The sequence below is a fragment of the Bacillus sp. V33-4 genome (assembly GCF_002860225.1).
GTDB lineage: Bacteria > Bacillota > Bacilli > Bacillales > Cytobacillaceae > Bacillus_BJ > Bacillus_BJ canaveralius.
On the sequence record NZ_PGVC01000050.1, the window covers coordinates 1 to 14257 of the forward strand.

At 42.1% G+C, this 14257-nt stretch carries 14 protein-coding genes; 9 read left to right on the forward strand and 5 right to left on the reverse strand.

The window, feature by feature from the left end; genetic code table 11:
• Positions 1 to 211: 211 nt before the first annotated feature.
• Positions 212 to 604 carry a thiol-disulfide oxidoreductase DCC family protein gene (locus CVD23_RS17470; RefSeq protein WP_101578619.1) on the forward strand — a complete coding sequence of 131 codons (393 nt, stop codon included), beginning with the start codon at positions 212 to 214 and terminating at the stop codon, positions 602 to 604.
• A 47-nt stretch (positions 605 to 651) separates the two neighbouring features.
• Here the strand turns inward: CVD23_RS17470 and CVD23_RS17475 are convergent, their stop codons facing one another.
• The gene (locus CVD23_RS17475) at positions 652 to 1500 is read right to left on the reverse strand and encodes a dimethylarginine dimethylaminohydrolase family protein (RefSeq protein WP_101666704.1); all 849 of its coding nucleotides are present in this window, start codon (positions 1498 to 1500) and stop codon (positions 652 to 654) included.
• 283 nt (positions 1501 to 1783) lie between these two features.
• On the opposite strand from CVD23_RS17475, the gene CVD23_RS17480 reads away from it, so the two are divergent.
• The 4 genes from CVD23_RS17480 to CVD23_RS22055 all read left to right on the forward strand — a co-directional run bounded on the left by CVD23_RS17480 (position 1784) and on the right by CVD23_RS22055 (position 5646).
• The gene (locus CVD23_RS17480; RefSeq protein ID WP_257988587.1) at positions 1784 to 2416 is read left to right on the forward strand and encodes a hypothetical protein; all 633 of its coding nucleotides are present in this window, start codon (positions 1784 to 1786) and stop codon (positions 2414 to 2416) included.
• A gap of 105 nt (positions 2417 to 2521) precedes the next feature.
• Positions 2522 to 3004 carry a spore coat protein gene (locus CVD23_RS17485; protein WP_101666705.1) on the forward strand — a complete coding sequence of 161 codons (483 nt, stop codon included), beginning with the start codon at positions 2522 to 2524 and terminating at the stop codon, positions 3002 to 3004.
• A gap of 216 nt (positions 3005 to 3220) precedes the next feature.
• Positions 3221 to 5401: a beta-propeller domain-containing protein gene (locus CVD23_RS17490; protein ID WP_180955706.1), complete on the forward strand. Its 2181-nt coding sequence runs from the start codon at positions 3221 to 3223 to the stop codon at positions 5399 to 5401.
• Between the two features lie 104 nt (positions 5402 to 5505).
• A complete protein-coding gene (locus CVD23_RS22055; RefSeq protein WP_180955711.1) occupies positions 5506 to 5646 on the forward strand; it encodes a hypothetical protein in 141 nt (46 codons plus the stop codon).
• Positions 5647 to 5696: 50 nt separating this feature from the next.
• Here the strand turns inward: CVD23_RS22055 and CVD23_RS17495 are convergent, their stop codons facing one another.
• Genes CVD23_RS17495 through pxpB form a run of 3 tightly spaced genes read right to left on the reverse strand, consistent with a single transcriptional unit; the run spans position 5697 to position 8121 of the window.
• Complete coding sequence (locus CVD23_RS17495) at positions 5697 to 6452, reverse strand: LamB/YcsF family protein (protein ID WP_101578660.1); 756 nt, start codon at positions 6450 to 6452, stop codon at positions 5697 to 5699.
• Between the two features lie 5 nt (positions 6453 to 6457).
• Positions 6458 to 7417 (reverse strand): biotin-dependent carboxyltransferase family protein, encoded by a 960-nt coding sequence (locus CVD23_RS17500; RefSeq protein WP_101666707.1) that lies wholly within the window; start codon positions 7415 to 7417, stop codon positions 6458 to 6460.
• The gene (gene pxpB / locus CVD23_RS17505) at positions 7402 to 8121 is read right to left on the reverse strand and encodes a 5-oxoprolinase subunit PxpB (protein ID WP_101666708.1); all 720 of its coding nucleotides are present in this window, start codon (positions 8119 to 8121) and stop codon (positions 7402 to 7404) included. Before pxpB ends, CVD23_RS17500 begins: the two co-directional genes overlap by 16 nt.
• A gap of 235 nt (positions 8122 to 8356) precedes the next feature.
• Here pxpB and CVD23_RS17510 point away from each other — a divergent pair, with 235 nt between their 5' ends.
• The 3 genes from CVD23_RS17510 to odhB all read left to right on the forward strand — a co-directional run bounded on the left by CVD23_RS17510 (position 8357) and on the right by odhB (position 13234).
• On the forward strand, positions 8357 to 8593 hold the full coding sequence (locus CVD23_RS17510) for a hypothetical protein (protein WP_101578625.1): 237 nt from the start codon (positions 8357 to 8359) through the stop codon (positions 8591 to 8593).
• A gap of 521 nt (positions 8594 to 9114) precedes the next feature.
• Entirely contained in the window at positions 9115 to 11967 is a 2853-nt protein-coding gene (gene sucA / locus CVD23_RS17515; protein WP_101666721.1) for a 2-oxoglutarate dehydrogenase E1 component, read from the forward strand.
• A gap of 1 nt (position 11968) precedes the next feature.
• Positions 11969 to 13234, forward strand: coding sequence for a 2-oxoglutarate dehydrogenase complex dihydrolipoyllysine-residue succinyltransferase (gene odhB, locus CVD23_RS17520; RefSeq protein WP_101578626.1), 1266 nt, complete (start codon positions 11969 to 11971; stop codon positions 13232 to 13234).
• 101 nt (positions 13235 to 13335) lie between these two features.
• On the opposite strand, the gene sda is transcribed toward odhB, so the two are convergent.
• A complete protein-coding gene (sda, locus tag CVD23_RS17525) occupies positions 13336 to 13470 on the reverse strand; it encodes a sporulation histidine kinase inhibitor Sda (RefSeq protein ID WP_101578627.1) in 135 nt (44 codons plus the stop codon).
• Positions 13471 to 13775: 305 nt separating this feature from the next.
• On the opposite strand from sda, the gene CVD23_RS17530 reads away from it, so the two are divergent.
• Positions 13776 to 14174: a secondary thiamine-phosphate synthase enzyme YjbQ gene (locus CVD23_RS17530; RefSeq protein ID WP_101666709.1), complete on the forward strand. Its 399-nt coding sequence runs from the start codon at positions 13776 to 13778 to the stop codon at positions 14172 to 14174.
• Positions 14175 to 14257 lie beyond the last annotated feature (83 nt).

Here is a 14257-nt window from a genome sequence, read left to right on the forward strand (position 1 = left end):
ATGAATCCGCTTACACGTTTTAGGTGGAAATAAATTCCGCCAACAAATGCTTGACTCAAACGCTCAGGACAACCGCCGTGCCTTTTCCTATTTGACCAGTTATAATTAGGAATCACAGGGGTAAATAATGCCTGGAAAAAATAAACGAAACAAAAATATCTTGTTGCTTTATAGAAGAGATTATTCATTCACTTGCTAAGAAGGAGGAATCATGGCTGCGATTATTCTTTTTGACGGTGTGTGCAACTTATGTCACAGCAGTGTGCAATTTATTATCAAACGGGATCAACAAGGATATTTTAAATTTGCCTCAATACAAGGTGATGTCGGTCAAAAGCTATTGCAAGAATATAACTTAAAAAACAACATTGACAGTATAGTATTAATCGAAAAACGCAAGGCCTTTATCAAATCCTCTGCTGCCTTAAGGACTGCAAGTAAGCTGCAAGGGGGATGGAAACTGCTTGTTCTGCTCTTGCTAGTGCCTGTGCCAGTTCGTAACTTTTTCTATGATTGGATCGCGCATAATCGCTACAGGTGGTTTGGAAAACAAGACAGCTGTATGATACCCTCACCAAGCATGAAGGAGAGATTTCTTGAGTAGCGTTGTTATTGAAAAGTGGCACAATCCAAAATGGATGCCACTTTTTTCTATTCTTCACGGATCAGGGGCATCGTACAGCAACGAAATGAACCGCCGGATTTAATGATTTCGCTAATATCAACTTCAATTACGTCATAGCCTCTTTTACGAAGCTCACTGTTAACATGTTTATTTACGGGAAGGCTGAATATCTTTTTATCTCCAATCGAAAACACATTGGTTCCAAGCGTGAACTGCTCTTCCTCGGTGATTTCGATTAAATCGTAGCGGGACCGAAGAAGTTCTTCTTTTTCTTTCTCAATAACTCCGGGGTAAATGATTGCTTCCTCGGTGGAAATGATATTAAATACACAATCCAAGTGCAGATATGTTTCGGTAAACGGAATGGCTATCACTTCATAATTCGTTAACAAACTTTGCAAATGTTCGATTGCAGCTAAGTTTGTGCGGTTGCTGACGCCAATATAGACAGTGTTTCGGTCAATTACAACGTCTCCACCTTCAATCTCGTCCCCTAATAAATGGTAGTAGGGGATTTCTTCCTGTTCAAGCCACTCTCTTAAAACGTCTTCTTCACCTTTTCGGATGTCATGGGCCATTTCTGCGACAAAGACTGTTTGCCCGATCGTAAAACCGATATCGCGGGTGAACACTTGCTCGGGGAACTTCCTGAGCGCAGGGAGCAGTACAACGTTAACGCCATGTTCCTCCAATTTTATAAGAAAATCGCGGTGCTGTTCCAACGCCAGCTCTATGTGAATCCCTTCATTTTTAAAATGTTTCTGGGTTTCATTGATTACTTCTCTAATTGTCATATGCTGAGGTTCGCACAGGATAACTGTATGCAATTTATCATATTCACTATTGCAGATGGATTTATGTTGTTGTGACGGCATGCCAAATCCTCCCGATAATCGATAATATGATTAATGTCTCCAAACAAAAAAGAGATATGAGTTTTAAAGCCGAGAAAACATATAGCTCCATTTATCTGTTTCAGTAAAATCACACTTGCCATATTTAAATCAAAAAGTGAATTTTATTACAGCATTTCTACCATTTTTACCTTATACTATAAATGTAAAAACAGTAAATGATGATTTAATCTGTAGTGCAAGGTATAATATTTCATCACGCTTGTACTATGTTCCAGTCCATTTAGAATGGAGACAAGATAGATTGCTGAAAAAAAGCGGAATGAATGAAAAGCTTAAAATACTGAACTTTTTAGATGAGGAAGTATATAACATGAATATGTATGAAGAAATTCTTGAAATAATAGAAAAAAACGGTCCTGCGTCACTTCCGTCAATCCTCGAGGCAATGAGCAGCCAGGGTGAGCGAGAGAATTCTCTTAAACTTTCCCACATAAAGTCTGTGATTAGCCGAAAAAAGGATCTGTTTTCGGTTAAAGATAATATTGTATCGATCAATCCTGATAAGGAGATTGTTTCGTTGACAGCTTCGGTAGGACGCCACCCGGGACCGTGGTACAAGGTGAAAATCAATTTTCAAAAGAATACATTTTTTTATATTGAATGGACTTCAAACGAACATCAACAGACTGAACATAATTTGCCACAAAAGTATGGAAGAGTGGAAGATTTCAAGAAGGAATTGTTCAAAATGAAGATTTGGGACTGGAAGCATGATTACCAGCGCAACGAAATGATCTTGGATGGTACTAGCTGGTCCATAAAGCTTGAGACAAAAGGAGCAACGTACTCGAGCGGAGGATGTCAGGAGTTTCCAAAGGAATGGAGTAAATTTTGCCGTGCCATGATGAACTTGACTGGTAAAAGTTTTAAATAATTTTTGAAATAGACGTCTGCAATAAGGCGATTAAATAACCATGCACATAATGTTCCCGCCTTCATAAAGTAGTCAGTGTGATAACGCTACGGGAGGGAAACATGAATGCGGGAAATCCGAAGATTGGCCTGGCATGAAACACTGGAAGTACACGAATTAGTTGCATATCAAGCTATCGTACTGAACAGAATTAAGAAGCTCTACCGGAAAGTGGATGATGATGAATTAAAACAATTATATACTTTCTCGATCAAAACGCTTGAAAAAAATTTGCGGGAATTATTGAAGTTTTATCCTGCGGCGCCAGGTTTTAGAGAAGAAGAAGAGAGGGCGGAGACCGGTTTTTACGCCGGAGATTTATTAGGAGCTGCCAAGACTGCGGTCCGCAATTATGCGATCGCCATTACAGAAACGGCGACTCCTGCTTTACGGGAAGTGCTTGTGAGACAATTAAATGCTGCGATTGCCTGGCACGCACAAGTGTTTTACTATATGTATAAGCGCAGTTATTATCCTGCTTACAATTTGCAACAGTTGTTGTTGAATGATATAAAACTGGCTCAAAATGCGATAAATAAAGGTTACTGAACATCCGAGGAGAAGCTGCCAGGTGCGCAAGAAAGCACCTGGCAGCTTCTTATTGTTGAATATAATTGAATTTCCGCAACGTCTTTAATTTTCATATATTAACGTGCAAAGTACGCCTGAATGAATGACAGCCGCACTTTTTTCTGTTTTCCGGGTTGACAGTCCTGTAACCATTTATCAAAGCTTGCCGTCTAGAAAGATAAAGGGGGTTATATGATGCGGAAAACATGGTTGATTGCCGGTTTGGTGATCCTTATAGCAGGGGCAGCTGTTTATGCGCATTTTACCCAGCTTAAAATCGTCAATGATTGGGCCCAATATGATGAAAGACCAATTGTTTTAAAAAACAAGGTTTGGAAGGTATCTTTTTCGAAAAAGATTGCTGAGGCAAGCCTGGACGGAAATCAGATTTATGTGACAGATGATCAAGGTAAAAAGCAAGAAGTGGATGTAGAATTGGGGCCGGACGGCCAAACGGTATATATTAGCCCGCCTGATCAAGGCTATGATTCTAACATACCATTTTATACGCTCAATATTTTAGACGGAATAAAAACAAAGAGCGGCAGAAAGCTCAGTTCCGGCAAGCAGTTGTCATTTGTCGTGAACAAGACACTGCCTGTGATCGGTTCAAAGGAAAAACTGGATGACTATTTTAAGAAGGCAATCAAAACGGAAAAAAATCATCGCCAAACAGTTGCCTTCGATGCAACTAAAGAGAATGCTACACTATCAGCAGACAGTGCTAAAACAGAAAGCTCAGCAAAATCGGTGTCCGAGACAAATGTCCAGGTCGCAGGAATCGATGAGGCAGATACTGTAAAAACGGATGGAAAACATATTTACCAAATTTCTGACGGAAAAGTGAGAATCATTGAAGCTATTCCAGCTAATAAAATGATTCTGAAGAAAGTTCTTGAATATGACAGCTCTTTTATGCCATCCCAGCTGTATGTCGAAGATCAGCATCTGGTCATTATTGGACCAAGCTATCAACAAATGCCCCGGCTGCCTAAGTCGCAGACATCCGCAGACCTCAGCATCGTGCCAATGTATCAATCGACAAAGCTCATCATCTACAATATTGAAGATCCGCAAAATCCGGCAAAACTCAGGGAACTGGAGATGGAAGGTTCGTACGTGTCGTCACGTAAAAGAAATGGGATCGTTTATTTAATTGCCAGCCATTATCCTGACTACTGGGCATTGGAGCAAGGCAAGAAGATCGATTTGCGGCCAAGATACAGAGACACAGCAGTAAGTGAAAAGCCTGTGAGTATCGATTATGATCAAATCCACTACTTTTCGGATTCTGCCGAAACAAACTACAATACGATCGCTGCAATCGATTTGAGCGACCCTTTAAAGGATGCAGCCATGACCACTTATTTAGGCAGCGGGCAGGAGCTATATATGTCCAACGGTTATTTATACCTGGCTGTCCCAAACTACACAAGCATTGAACGTGATCGAAGCAGTATTTTATCACCTGATACGACGATTTATAAGTTTTCAGTTGAAGGGATGAATGTTGCCTTTCATAGTTCTGCCGAGATCGAAGGGACGATATTAAACCAATTTGCGATGGACGAGTACGAAGGGAATTTGCGTGTGGCAACAACAAAAGACAATTCCTGGAATGAAGAACGGCCTTCAGCCAATCACCTTTATATTTTTGATGTCAATCTCCAGCGCATAGGAGAATTGAAGGATCTAGCGAGAGGTGAGCGAATATATTCAACACGGTTTATGGGGGAACGTATTTACATCGTTACATTTAAGCAAGTAGATCCACTGTTTGTAATTGATGCAGCAAACCCGAAGACTCCAAAGGTGCTCGGTGAATTAAAAATTCCCGGTTTCAGTAATTATTTGCATCCATATGATGAAAACCATATCATTGGCTTTGGGCAAGATACAGAACTGGTTAAAGGATTTACATCAACAACTGAGCCAAGAGTAACAACAAAGGGCGTGAAAATCTCTCTCTTTGATGTAAGCGATGTCGCCAGTCCTAAGGAAAAATTCACAGAAATCATTGGTGGAAGCGGCACATATTCGCCACTCAATCATGACCATAAGGCACTGTTATACGATCGCGGCAAAAATTTATTTGCATTTCCAATTACCGTATATTCTGATATAGAAGGGAAAGAAGTTGCGCAAAACTACGAGTTTCAAGGAGCGTATGTGTATCATATTGATTCAACTAATGGCTTTTCACTAAAGTCGAAAATAACCCACAGTTTTTATAAACAGGTTTATGAGGAATGGTCCAATAGTATCGAAAGGCTGGTTTATATCGACAACAGTCTTTATGCACTCTCACCTTCGAAAATAACGGCACACGATTTACAAACATTCAATCTCCAGGGAGAATTGGTGCTGAATCAGTAACTATGTTGCGAATCGTATTTGAAAAGTTCAGTTTTTAAGATGTGAACAAAATATCAATCATAAAATATCCCAAACCACCCCATATTAATGATGAGGTGATCAAGTTGGACATGAAGAAAGAATTTTCGCAGCAACAATTGGATCAAATTCAGCATTATCTTATCGAAGAAATAACAAGGATAAGTGTCGAAGAAGAAGAAGAGCGAATGAAAGCAGAAACTAAAGAAAGCGGGCAATATGAGTGAGTTTTTCAAAGAGGTACTCTCATCCATTGAGAACGCCTCTTTTTATGCGCTCATGTTGCCGAGATCGAAATCCCCTCAGCCGTTAATGACTGAAAAATTAACTCTGCGAACTCAACAGCCCTCGGACCATCCCCGTGAATACAAATTGTGTCTGCCTGTATCGAGATTTCTTTTCCTTCCGGAGTCGTTACTTTCTTTTCTTTGATCATTTGAATCACTTGCTGTAAGGCTTGTACGTCCTCGGTAATGACCGCACCGGGCAGGTTTCTCGGCATTAGCGTACCATCCGTCCGGTATGAACGGTCAGCAAACACTTCATTTGCCGTTTTTAAGCCCAGTTTTTTCCCGGCCTTCGTTAGGGCGCTGCCGGAGAGCCCGAATAAAATCAGCTCAGGATTAACATCGGCAACTGCGTTCGCAACCGCCTCAGCCAGCCCTGGATTCACTGCACACATATTATATAAAGCACCGTGCGGTTTCACATGATTCATCCGTCCCCCCTCAATTTTCACAAAAGCATCAAGCGCACCAATTTGGTAAGCGATCAAATTGTAGGCTTCAGCAGGCGAAATCTCAATATTCCTCCGTCCAAAGCCGATCAGGTCGGGGAGACCTGGATGGGCTCCGATCGCAACATGATGATCTAAGGCCAGTTTAACCGTGTCTCTCATAATATTTGGATCCCCGGCGTGAAAACCGCAGGCAATATTGGCAGAGGAGATATACTTCATAATCGTTTCATCATTTCCCAGTCGGTAATGCCCAAAGCTTTCACCAAGATCGCAATTTAAATCAACGTTCAGCACTGCCATCACACACCTTTCAGTTTATTATTGATAAAACGCTTCAAGAGTTGCAGTTCTTTCTCTTGTTCAAATAGTAAGCGGTGAGCCAACTGTAACGATATTTCTTGAAACGACAAAGATTCACCCGGTTTTCTTTGTGCGAGTGCCGGCAGATCTACACTTGCAACTTGTCCAATTTTCGGATATCCGCCCGTCGTTTGCCGGTCAGCCATCAAGATAATCGGCTGTCCGTCATGAGGAACCTGGATTGAACCGACTGTCACACCTTCTGTGATTAATTCCTTTTTTTCCATCAAATTAATAGGAGAGCCTTTCAGTCTGTATCCCATTCGGTCAGAGTCATTTGCAATCAGGTAGGGGGAGGAAGTAAAAGCTGTTTTTCCTTCGTTTGTAAACCAGTCGGCCTGTTTGCCGCTTATGAATCGAATCGGATTGTTCTCTGTTATGTATCTTGACAGGGAGGGGCTGGCTCTCCAGGAGGGCTGTTGAAATAGTACCGTTTCCTTAATTGGCAGAACATCACCCGCGGCGATCATCCTGCCCTGATAACCGCCTATTTTTGCTTTCATATAAGTGCTTTTACTGCTCATGACAGGATCAGTTGCGAATCCACCCTTAATAGCCAGGTAACAGCGGCAACCATTCTTTACGGAGCCAAATGATAAAATAGAACCTTTTTCTGCCATTAACGGCTTCCCGTTCGGAATTGGAGTTCCGTCGATACTGGCATGAAGCTCGGCACCAAACAGGCTGATGACGGTATTATGTTCAAAAAGGAGCGAAGGGCCTATCAACGTGATCTCTAAACCGGCTTCTCCTTCCTCATTTCCAACTAACAGATTGGCAACCCGTAAGGCATAGTTATCCATTGCTCCCGAAACAATCACTCCATATTCCTGATAACCGAAACGGCCAAGATCCTGGATCGTCGACTGCAGCCCGGGTTTGATTACTTGGATGCCCATGCTGATTCCTCCCAATTCTCGAAAGACTGTCGCGAAATCGGCACAAATTTCACCAGGTCACCGGCTCTTAACAGACTTGGCACCTCTGCCTGCGGCAAAAAGAGGGGAAGCGGCGATCTACCGATAAGCTGCCATCCTCCAGGAGTGTCGATTGGATAAATACCTGTTTGGCTGCCTGCAATCCCAACTGAACCAGCAGGAATTCTCGTGCGTGGTGTATTTTTTCTCGGTGTCGAAATCCTTTTATCCATTCCACCCAAAAATGGGAAGCCTGGCGCAAACCCAATAAAATACACGTTATACGTTTTGCTTGAATGGATCGCAATAACCTCGTCTTTTGTCAGCTGGTTTGTCTTTGCAACCTCCGCTAAATCGGGTGCGAATTCTTCCTCGTAACAAACGGGGATTTTGATCAGCCGCTCCGGCACATGCGTTGAATAATTTGTAACTTCGGCATGTAGCCTGTTGGCAACTTCATTACAAACTTTTTGAAAAGGATCGGCCGAGTTTATAGCTGTTGGATTATAATGGAGCGTCAATGTATGGAAAGCAGGAACGATGTCTATCATACCGGGAAATGGCGCTGCTTTTAATTTTCGGGCAGCCAGATGGACCTGTTCATTTGCTTCCTTCGAAATTTCGTTTCCAAATTGAATAGAAATGGCTGAATCGCCAAGGGGGATAATTTCATATAAAAGCTTCATCAAACTCATCCTTAAAAAAGCAGTTTACTCATTTTATAACATAATTCGACGCATTATGGTTATTAATCTAGTATTTTTAGTGAGCAGGTTTCTGGTAAAACGTTGCGAATGCTCATTTGCTTACCATGATAATAACGTTTCAAAAAGTGTAATAAAATTGTAAAAATAATTAATAACAAAAATCTGAATTTTCCCATTATAATAAAGGTAACATCAACAATTGGGGGGAAGTTAGATGGAGCCTAAAAACAACATGCATCTATACTCAGATTGTAACGAAATCTATGCCTATGCAAGTGGAGACGGAATTGAAATGTTCGGATTAGCAGCATCTTCCCCAAAAGCTATTAAGGACGAACTTTTGGAATTTCCAATTCAAACCGATGAAATGAAGGGGTTTATGTTTCAAGAAGAGCGAAACAATTTTTCATTCTCGAGGAAATTTTTTGTGAATGGAATAGAGTTTTTTTAAGGTGATGGCCTCGCTGCATCAAATGCAGGTGGGGTTGTCTTTTTTTATGCAAAAATAAAATACAGAGTTGGTGGGTATGTTCTAGGTTTTTTCCAGCTTATCCTCTAAATAATATTTCATAATTTCTGTAAAGAACAGATGATTTCTTATTCCAATATAAATTTATATTTTTAAAAAAATATATAGTTTTCACTATTTTTACGTTTAAAATCTTTGTAGAATGGGTCCTAGCATGATAAAATTGCTATGAAAACGGTTTATCCTCTGAAAAATATTATTATTCAATTAATTACTCGAGTAAATTTCACAATGTACTAAGCTAAACCGAAAAACGAATGAAGTTGTCCAAATAAACAGGAGTATGCTGTAGGAAGCGAATAATATTATCTTAATATTAAATGACCGTTCGTTTTTCAGTTAAAGAATTGCTTTATGAAATTTATTCACTCAAGTTAAAAACGGGTATAAGCAGAGAGGAAGAAAAAAGCTGTGTTAGTAAATTGCAAGTGGGGGTATTTCTCATGAAAAAGCCATCAGCAGGGCAAGACCCTGTCTGGCAGGGATTCCATGGCCCGAACCTCGGCTATGTCATTGAATTATACGAACAGTTTCAAAAAAATCCAGATTCAGTAGATCCGGAAATGAAGGCATACTTTGAGCGATGGGGCTCACCTTCCCTGGCGAAATCGATTGTTGCTGAGGACAAAAACAATGAAACAGCTGTTCAGCCTTCTTTCAAGCAGCTTGAATCGACACTTGCTGCTGTCCGTCTTGCTGACAATATTCGTGCTTATGGTCATTTGGCTGCTCAAATTTATCCATTAAATGACCACGAGCCGGTCAGGGATTTAATCGAACCATCCCATTACGGGTTGAGCGATCAAGATTTGCAGGCGATTCCAGCCGCGGTTGTTTGCCCGGATGCTCCCGGACATATCCATAATGGGCTCGAGGCCATCAACTACTTAAAAGAAGTGTATACCGGTTCAATTGCGTTTGAATTTCACCATGTTGCCAACATGAAAGAAAAGAATTGGCTTCGTAAAAAGGCTGAAACGGGCTCATTGTTGCCTGCTTTTTCAAACGAAAAACGCAACTCCCTCTGGAAGCGATTAGCCGAGGTTGAAGAATTTGAAAAATTCCTGCACAGAACCTTTGTCGGGCAAAAACGATTTTCGATTGAAGGTCTCGATTCAATGGTGCCGCTCCTTGATGAAATTATTTCAGAAGGAGTTCATGATGGCGCAAAAACGATTAATATCGGAATGGCTCACCGGGGCCGGCTTAATGTTCTTGCCCATGTATTGTGCAAGCCTTACGAAGCGATATTTGCTGAATTTCAGCATGCACCGAATAAAGAGCTCGTTCCTTCAGAAGGTTCGATCGGAATTAATTATGGATGGACAGGTGATGTAAAATACCATCTCGGCCTCGACCGGCAAATCACTGAAGAAAGTACAGTTAAAGCAAGAATAACGCTTGCAAACAATCCGAGCCATCTTGAGTACGCAGGATCAGTTGTGGAGGGCTTCACAAGAGCGGCCCAGGACACGCGCTCTGAAAAGGGCTATCCTAAATACGAGCCAACTTCTGCTCTCGCGATCCTTATTCATGGTGATGCGGCATTTCCCGGACAGGGAATTGTTGCTGAAACATTAAATTTGAGCGGATTATCAGGCTACAAAACAGGCGGGACGATTCATATTATTGCCAACAATACGATTGGATTTACGACCGAATCGATTGATTCCCGCTCAACAAGGTATGCAAGTGATCTTGCCAAGGGATATGAGATTCCTATTTTGCATGTAAATGCCGACGATCCGGAAGCCTGCCTTTCTGCGGCGAAACTTGCTGCTGAATACAGGGCAGAATTCAACAAAGATTTTTTAATAGATTTGATCGGATACCGTCGTTTTGGACATAACGAAATGGATGAACCAATGACAACTAATCCGTTGATGTATACAATCATCAATGAGCATCCGACCGTCAAAGAATTATATGCTAAAAAGCTCGCTGACGAGGGAGTCTTATCTGATGAAACGCGGCGTGAATATGAAACGCAAATACTTAACCGCCTCCAAGAGGCAAATGAACAAGTTCCGGAGAAAAAAGAGCAGGCATTCAATGAAATGAATCCTCCTGAAACGGTCGAAAAGGGTATTCCGAAAATCAATACAGCCGTACCCGCAACTGAGCTGAAACGAATCAATCAGGAGCTTCTCGAATGGCCGGAAGAGTTTAATGTCTTCAATAAGCTTGGACGCATTTTAAAAAGAAGGACCGAAGCGCTTGACGATAATGGCAAAGTTGATTGGGCTCTCGCCGAAACGCTTGCTTTTGCGTCGATCATTTCGGATGGAACTCCGGTCAGAATGACGGGACAGGATTCTGAACGGGGTACTTTCGCCCATCGCCATCTTGTTCTTCATGACAGCATATCTGGAAATGTGTATTCACCGCTCCACCAACTATCTTCGGCACAGGCATCTTTTGCTGTTCATAACAGCCCGCTCTCCGAAGCGGCGGTTGTCGGGTTCGAATATGGCTATAATGTCTTCGCCCCTGAAACACTTGTTATCTGGGAGGCTCAATATGGAGATTTTGCCAACGCCGCCCAAGTTTTATTTGATCAATTTATCGCAGCAGGCCGGGCAAAATGGGGGCAAAAATCCGGGCTTGTCATGCTGCTCCCGCATGGATACGAAGGGCAGGGGCCTGAGCATTCGAGCGGAAGAGTTGAGCGGTTCCTGACTCTTGCTGCCGAAAATAACTGGACTGTTGCAAATTTAACAACTGCTGCTCAATATTTTCATATTTTAAGAAGGCAGGCAGCGATTCTTAAACGGGAAGAAGTCCGTCCGCTTGTCATCATGACACCGAAAAGCCTACTTCGCAATCCACTTGTCGCATCAAGTAGTATAGAGCTTAGCGAGGGAGAATTTAAATCGCTTATCCAGCAGCCAGGGCTTGGAATGAACACTGAAAAGGTGGAGCGAATTATTTTATGCACTGGAAAAGTGAGCATTGATCTTGCTGAAAAGCTAAAAACAGCCAGCAACGCAGCTTGGCTTCATATCATTCGGCTTGAAGAAATCTATCCATTCCCGTTCGAGCAGTTAAAGAAAATATTTGACCGCTACCCGCGCGTAAAAGAAATATGCTGGGTTCAAGAAGAACCAAAAAACATGGGAGCCTGGAATTTTGTTGAACCAAGAATCAATGAAATTGCACCGGATCCAGCTGAAGTTTCCTATATCGGGCGAAGACGCCGGTCAAGCCCTGCTGAAGGAGACCCGAACATCCATAAGAAAGAACAAGCGAGAATCATTGAAGAGGCATTAACTCGCAACGAACAAGGGGGATTATAAAATGGCTGATATTACTGTTCCTGAATTGGCGGAATCGATCACGGAAGGTACGGTCGCACAATGGCTGAAAAAACCGGGCGACTATGTAAATAAAGGGGAATATGTAGTTGAGTTGGAAACAGATAAAGTAAATGTGGAAATTATATCTGAGCATGAAGGTGTATTGAAAGAGGTGCTGGCGAATGAAGGTGATACCGTCCAGGTCGGCGCAGTGATTGCCGTGCTCGCAGAAGGGGGACAAGCCGAAGTACCTTCACAAGCGGAACAGCAACCCGAAACAGCAGCTGCACCTGTGGATCAGCCAGAGAAAGCCACAACAACAGCAATAATGACGGATCCTGCTGTGGACCAGGACAGCAAACAGCGGCCGATCGCTTCTCCGGCAGCACGCAAAATCGCCAGGGAAAAAGGAATCGATTTAAGCGCTGTACCAACTGTCGATCCACTCGGACGGGTCAGGAAACACGATGTCGAATCGTTTAAACCGAGCGCTTCTGCACCACAGCAAGCAGTTTCACCTGTTCAGAAGCCGGCTGTACCTGAGATCGGCGGAACAGAGAATGGAAAGAAAATAGAACGGATCCGGATGTCACGCCGGCGCCAGACGATTGCCAACCGTTTAGTTGAAGTACAGCAAACAGCGGCGATGCTGACAACTTTTAATGAGGTCGATATGACAGCAGTTATGGACCTCCGCAAACGCCGCAAGGATCAGTTTTTCGAGGAAAATGATGTCCGCCTCGGCTTTATGTCTTTCTTTACAAAAGCGGCTGTGGCAGCACTTAAAAAGTCGCCGCTCTTAAACGCAGAAATTCAGGGCGATGAAATTATTCTTAAAAAGTTTTACGATATTGGCATTGCTGTTGCAGCCGAAGAGGGGCTCGTTGTTCCAGTTGTCCGCGATGCTGACCGCAAAAATTTTGCTGAGATCGAAGCAGATATTATGGAGTTAGCCAATAAGGCAAAAAACAATAAACTTTCCTTGAAAGATTTGCAAGGCGGAACGTTTACAATCACAAATGGTGGAGTGTTCGGTTCATTGATGTCCACTCCAATTCTGAACGGACCTCAGGTGGGTATCCTTGGCATGCATAAAATCCAGCTCCGTCCGGTTGCGATTGACGCAGAAAAATCCGAAAACCGGCCAATGATGTACATCGCGCTTTCCTACGACCATCGGATCGTCGATGGCAAAGAAGCTGTTTCCTTTCTCGTCAAAATAAAAGAACTGATCGAAGACCCGGAATCCTTGTTGCTTGAAGGATAATTAAATTAAGCCATGGCACGCTCTGATGCGCCCATGGCTTAATTTTTTGTTTTTTTGCATGTATAAAGCCGTCTAGCTGAAATGCTAAACGGCTTTCTTAATCACCTGTTTTTAAATGGCCTTAGTCCACGTCTTTGAATTTCATCTTTTAAAATCTTAGCCCAGTCCTTATCCTTTTCCGACTTTAATGCATCACGATACGAGACAACCAACTGTTCATTACTCATAATTTTCATTCTGCATGTACCTCCTCGGTAAGTTAAAGGATTTCTCAATATTCAATTTTTATATATTGTATAGGTTTTTTCTAGATTTGAAAAGGCTTTTTTTAAATATTTTTCAAAAAGGGACTAATGGACGAGTCATTTTGAACGGCTGTTGCATTTTGTTTGTAAATGAGGGAATTATTTCTGCCCGATAGTCAACCTTTTTTCGCTATTTTTCATCTCCTCCTTGCGAAAAGAAAGGGAAAACTGAATTTGAAAGAGAATTTAAATGAATACTGCTTTTTGAACCAATTATCCAGAAAGGGGCATTGTCAATGTTAAAAAAGTTTACGATCGAAACGAACCATCGTGATGAAATGAATGAAATCACCAGAATTGTCGGCAAACTTGTCGAGGAATCCGGTGTAAGGGAAGGCACCGCAATCATTTATTGCCCGCATACAACAGCAGGGATTACGATCAACGAAAATGCGGATCCTGATGTGAAAAGGGATATGATCCGCCGCTTTGATGAAACTTATCCATGGAAACACACATTGGATCGCCATGAAGAAGGAAACACCGCCGCCCACATGAAAGCAAGCACGATTGGCGCGTCCTGCCATGTGATTCTCACAAACGGAAAGCTTCTCCTCGGCCGCTGGCAGGGTATTTATTTTTGTGAATTTGACGGGCCAAGAACAAGAAACTTTTATGTAAAAATAACCGGCTAAAATAGTTGAAATATGAAGCCACTGCAGTAATAAGGCAGTGGTTCTTTAATGGGATTTTTTTTAATAAGAAAGAAGTTTGAATT

What these genes read in the sequence shown, in the direction of transcription:
- CVD23_RS17470 (WP_101578619.1), top strand. Translation starts at nt 212, where the DNA reads ATGGCTGCGATTATTCTTTTTGACGGTGTGTGCAACTTATGTCACAGC.
- CVD23_RS17475 (WP_101666704.1), bottom strand. Translation starts at nt 1,500, where the DNA reads ATGCCGTCACAACAACATAAATCCATCTGCAATAGTGAATATGATAAA.
- CVD23_RS17485 (WP_101666705.1), top strand. Translation starts at nt 2,522, where the DNA reads ATGCGGGAAATCCGAAGATTGGCCTGGCATGAAACACTGGAAGTACAC.
- CVD23_RS17490 (WP_180955706.1), top strand. Translation starts at nt 3,221, where the DNA reads ATGCGGAAAACATGGTTGATTGCCGGTTTGGTGATCCTTATAGCAGGG.
- CVD23_RS17500 (WP_101666707.1), bottom strand. Translation starts at nt 7,417, where the DNA reads ATGGGCATCCAAGTAATCAAACCCGGGCTGCAGTCGACGATCCAGGAT.
- pxpB (WP_101666708.1), bottom strand. Translation starts at nt 8,121, where the DNA reads ATGAAGCTTTTATATGAAATTATCCCCCTTGGCGATTCAGCCATTTCT.
- CVD23_RS17510 (WP_101578625.1), top strand. Translation starts at nt 8,357, where the DNA reads ATGGAGCCTAAAAACAACATGCATCTATACTCAGATTGTAACGAAATC.
- sucA (WP_101666721.1), top strand. Translation starts at nt 9,115, where the DNA reads ATGAAAAAGCCATCAGCAGGGCAAGACCCTGTCTGGCAGGGATTCCAT.
- odhB (WP_101578626.1), top strand. Translation starts at nt 11,969, where the DNA reads ATGGCTGATATTACTGTTCCTGAATTGGCGGAATCGATCACGGAAGGT.
- sda (WP_101578627.1), bottom strand. Translation starts at nt 13,470, where the DNA reads ATGAAAATTATGAGTAATGAACAGTTGGTTGTCTCGTATCGTGATGCA.
- CVD23_RS17530 (WP_101666709.1), top strand. Translation starts at nt 13,776, where the DNA reads ATGTTAAAAAAGTTTACGATCGAAACGAACCATCGTGATGAAATGAAT.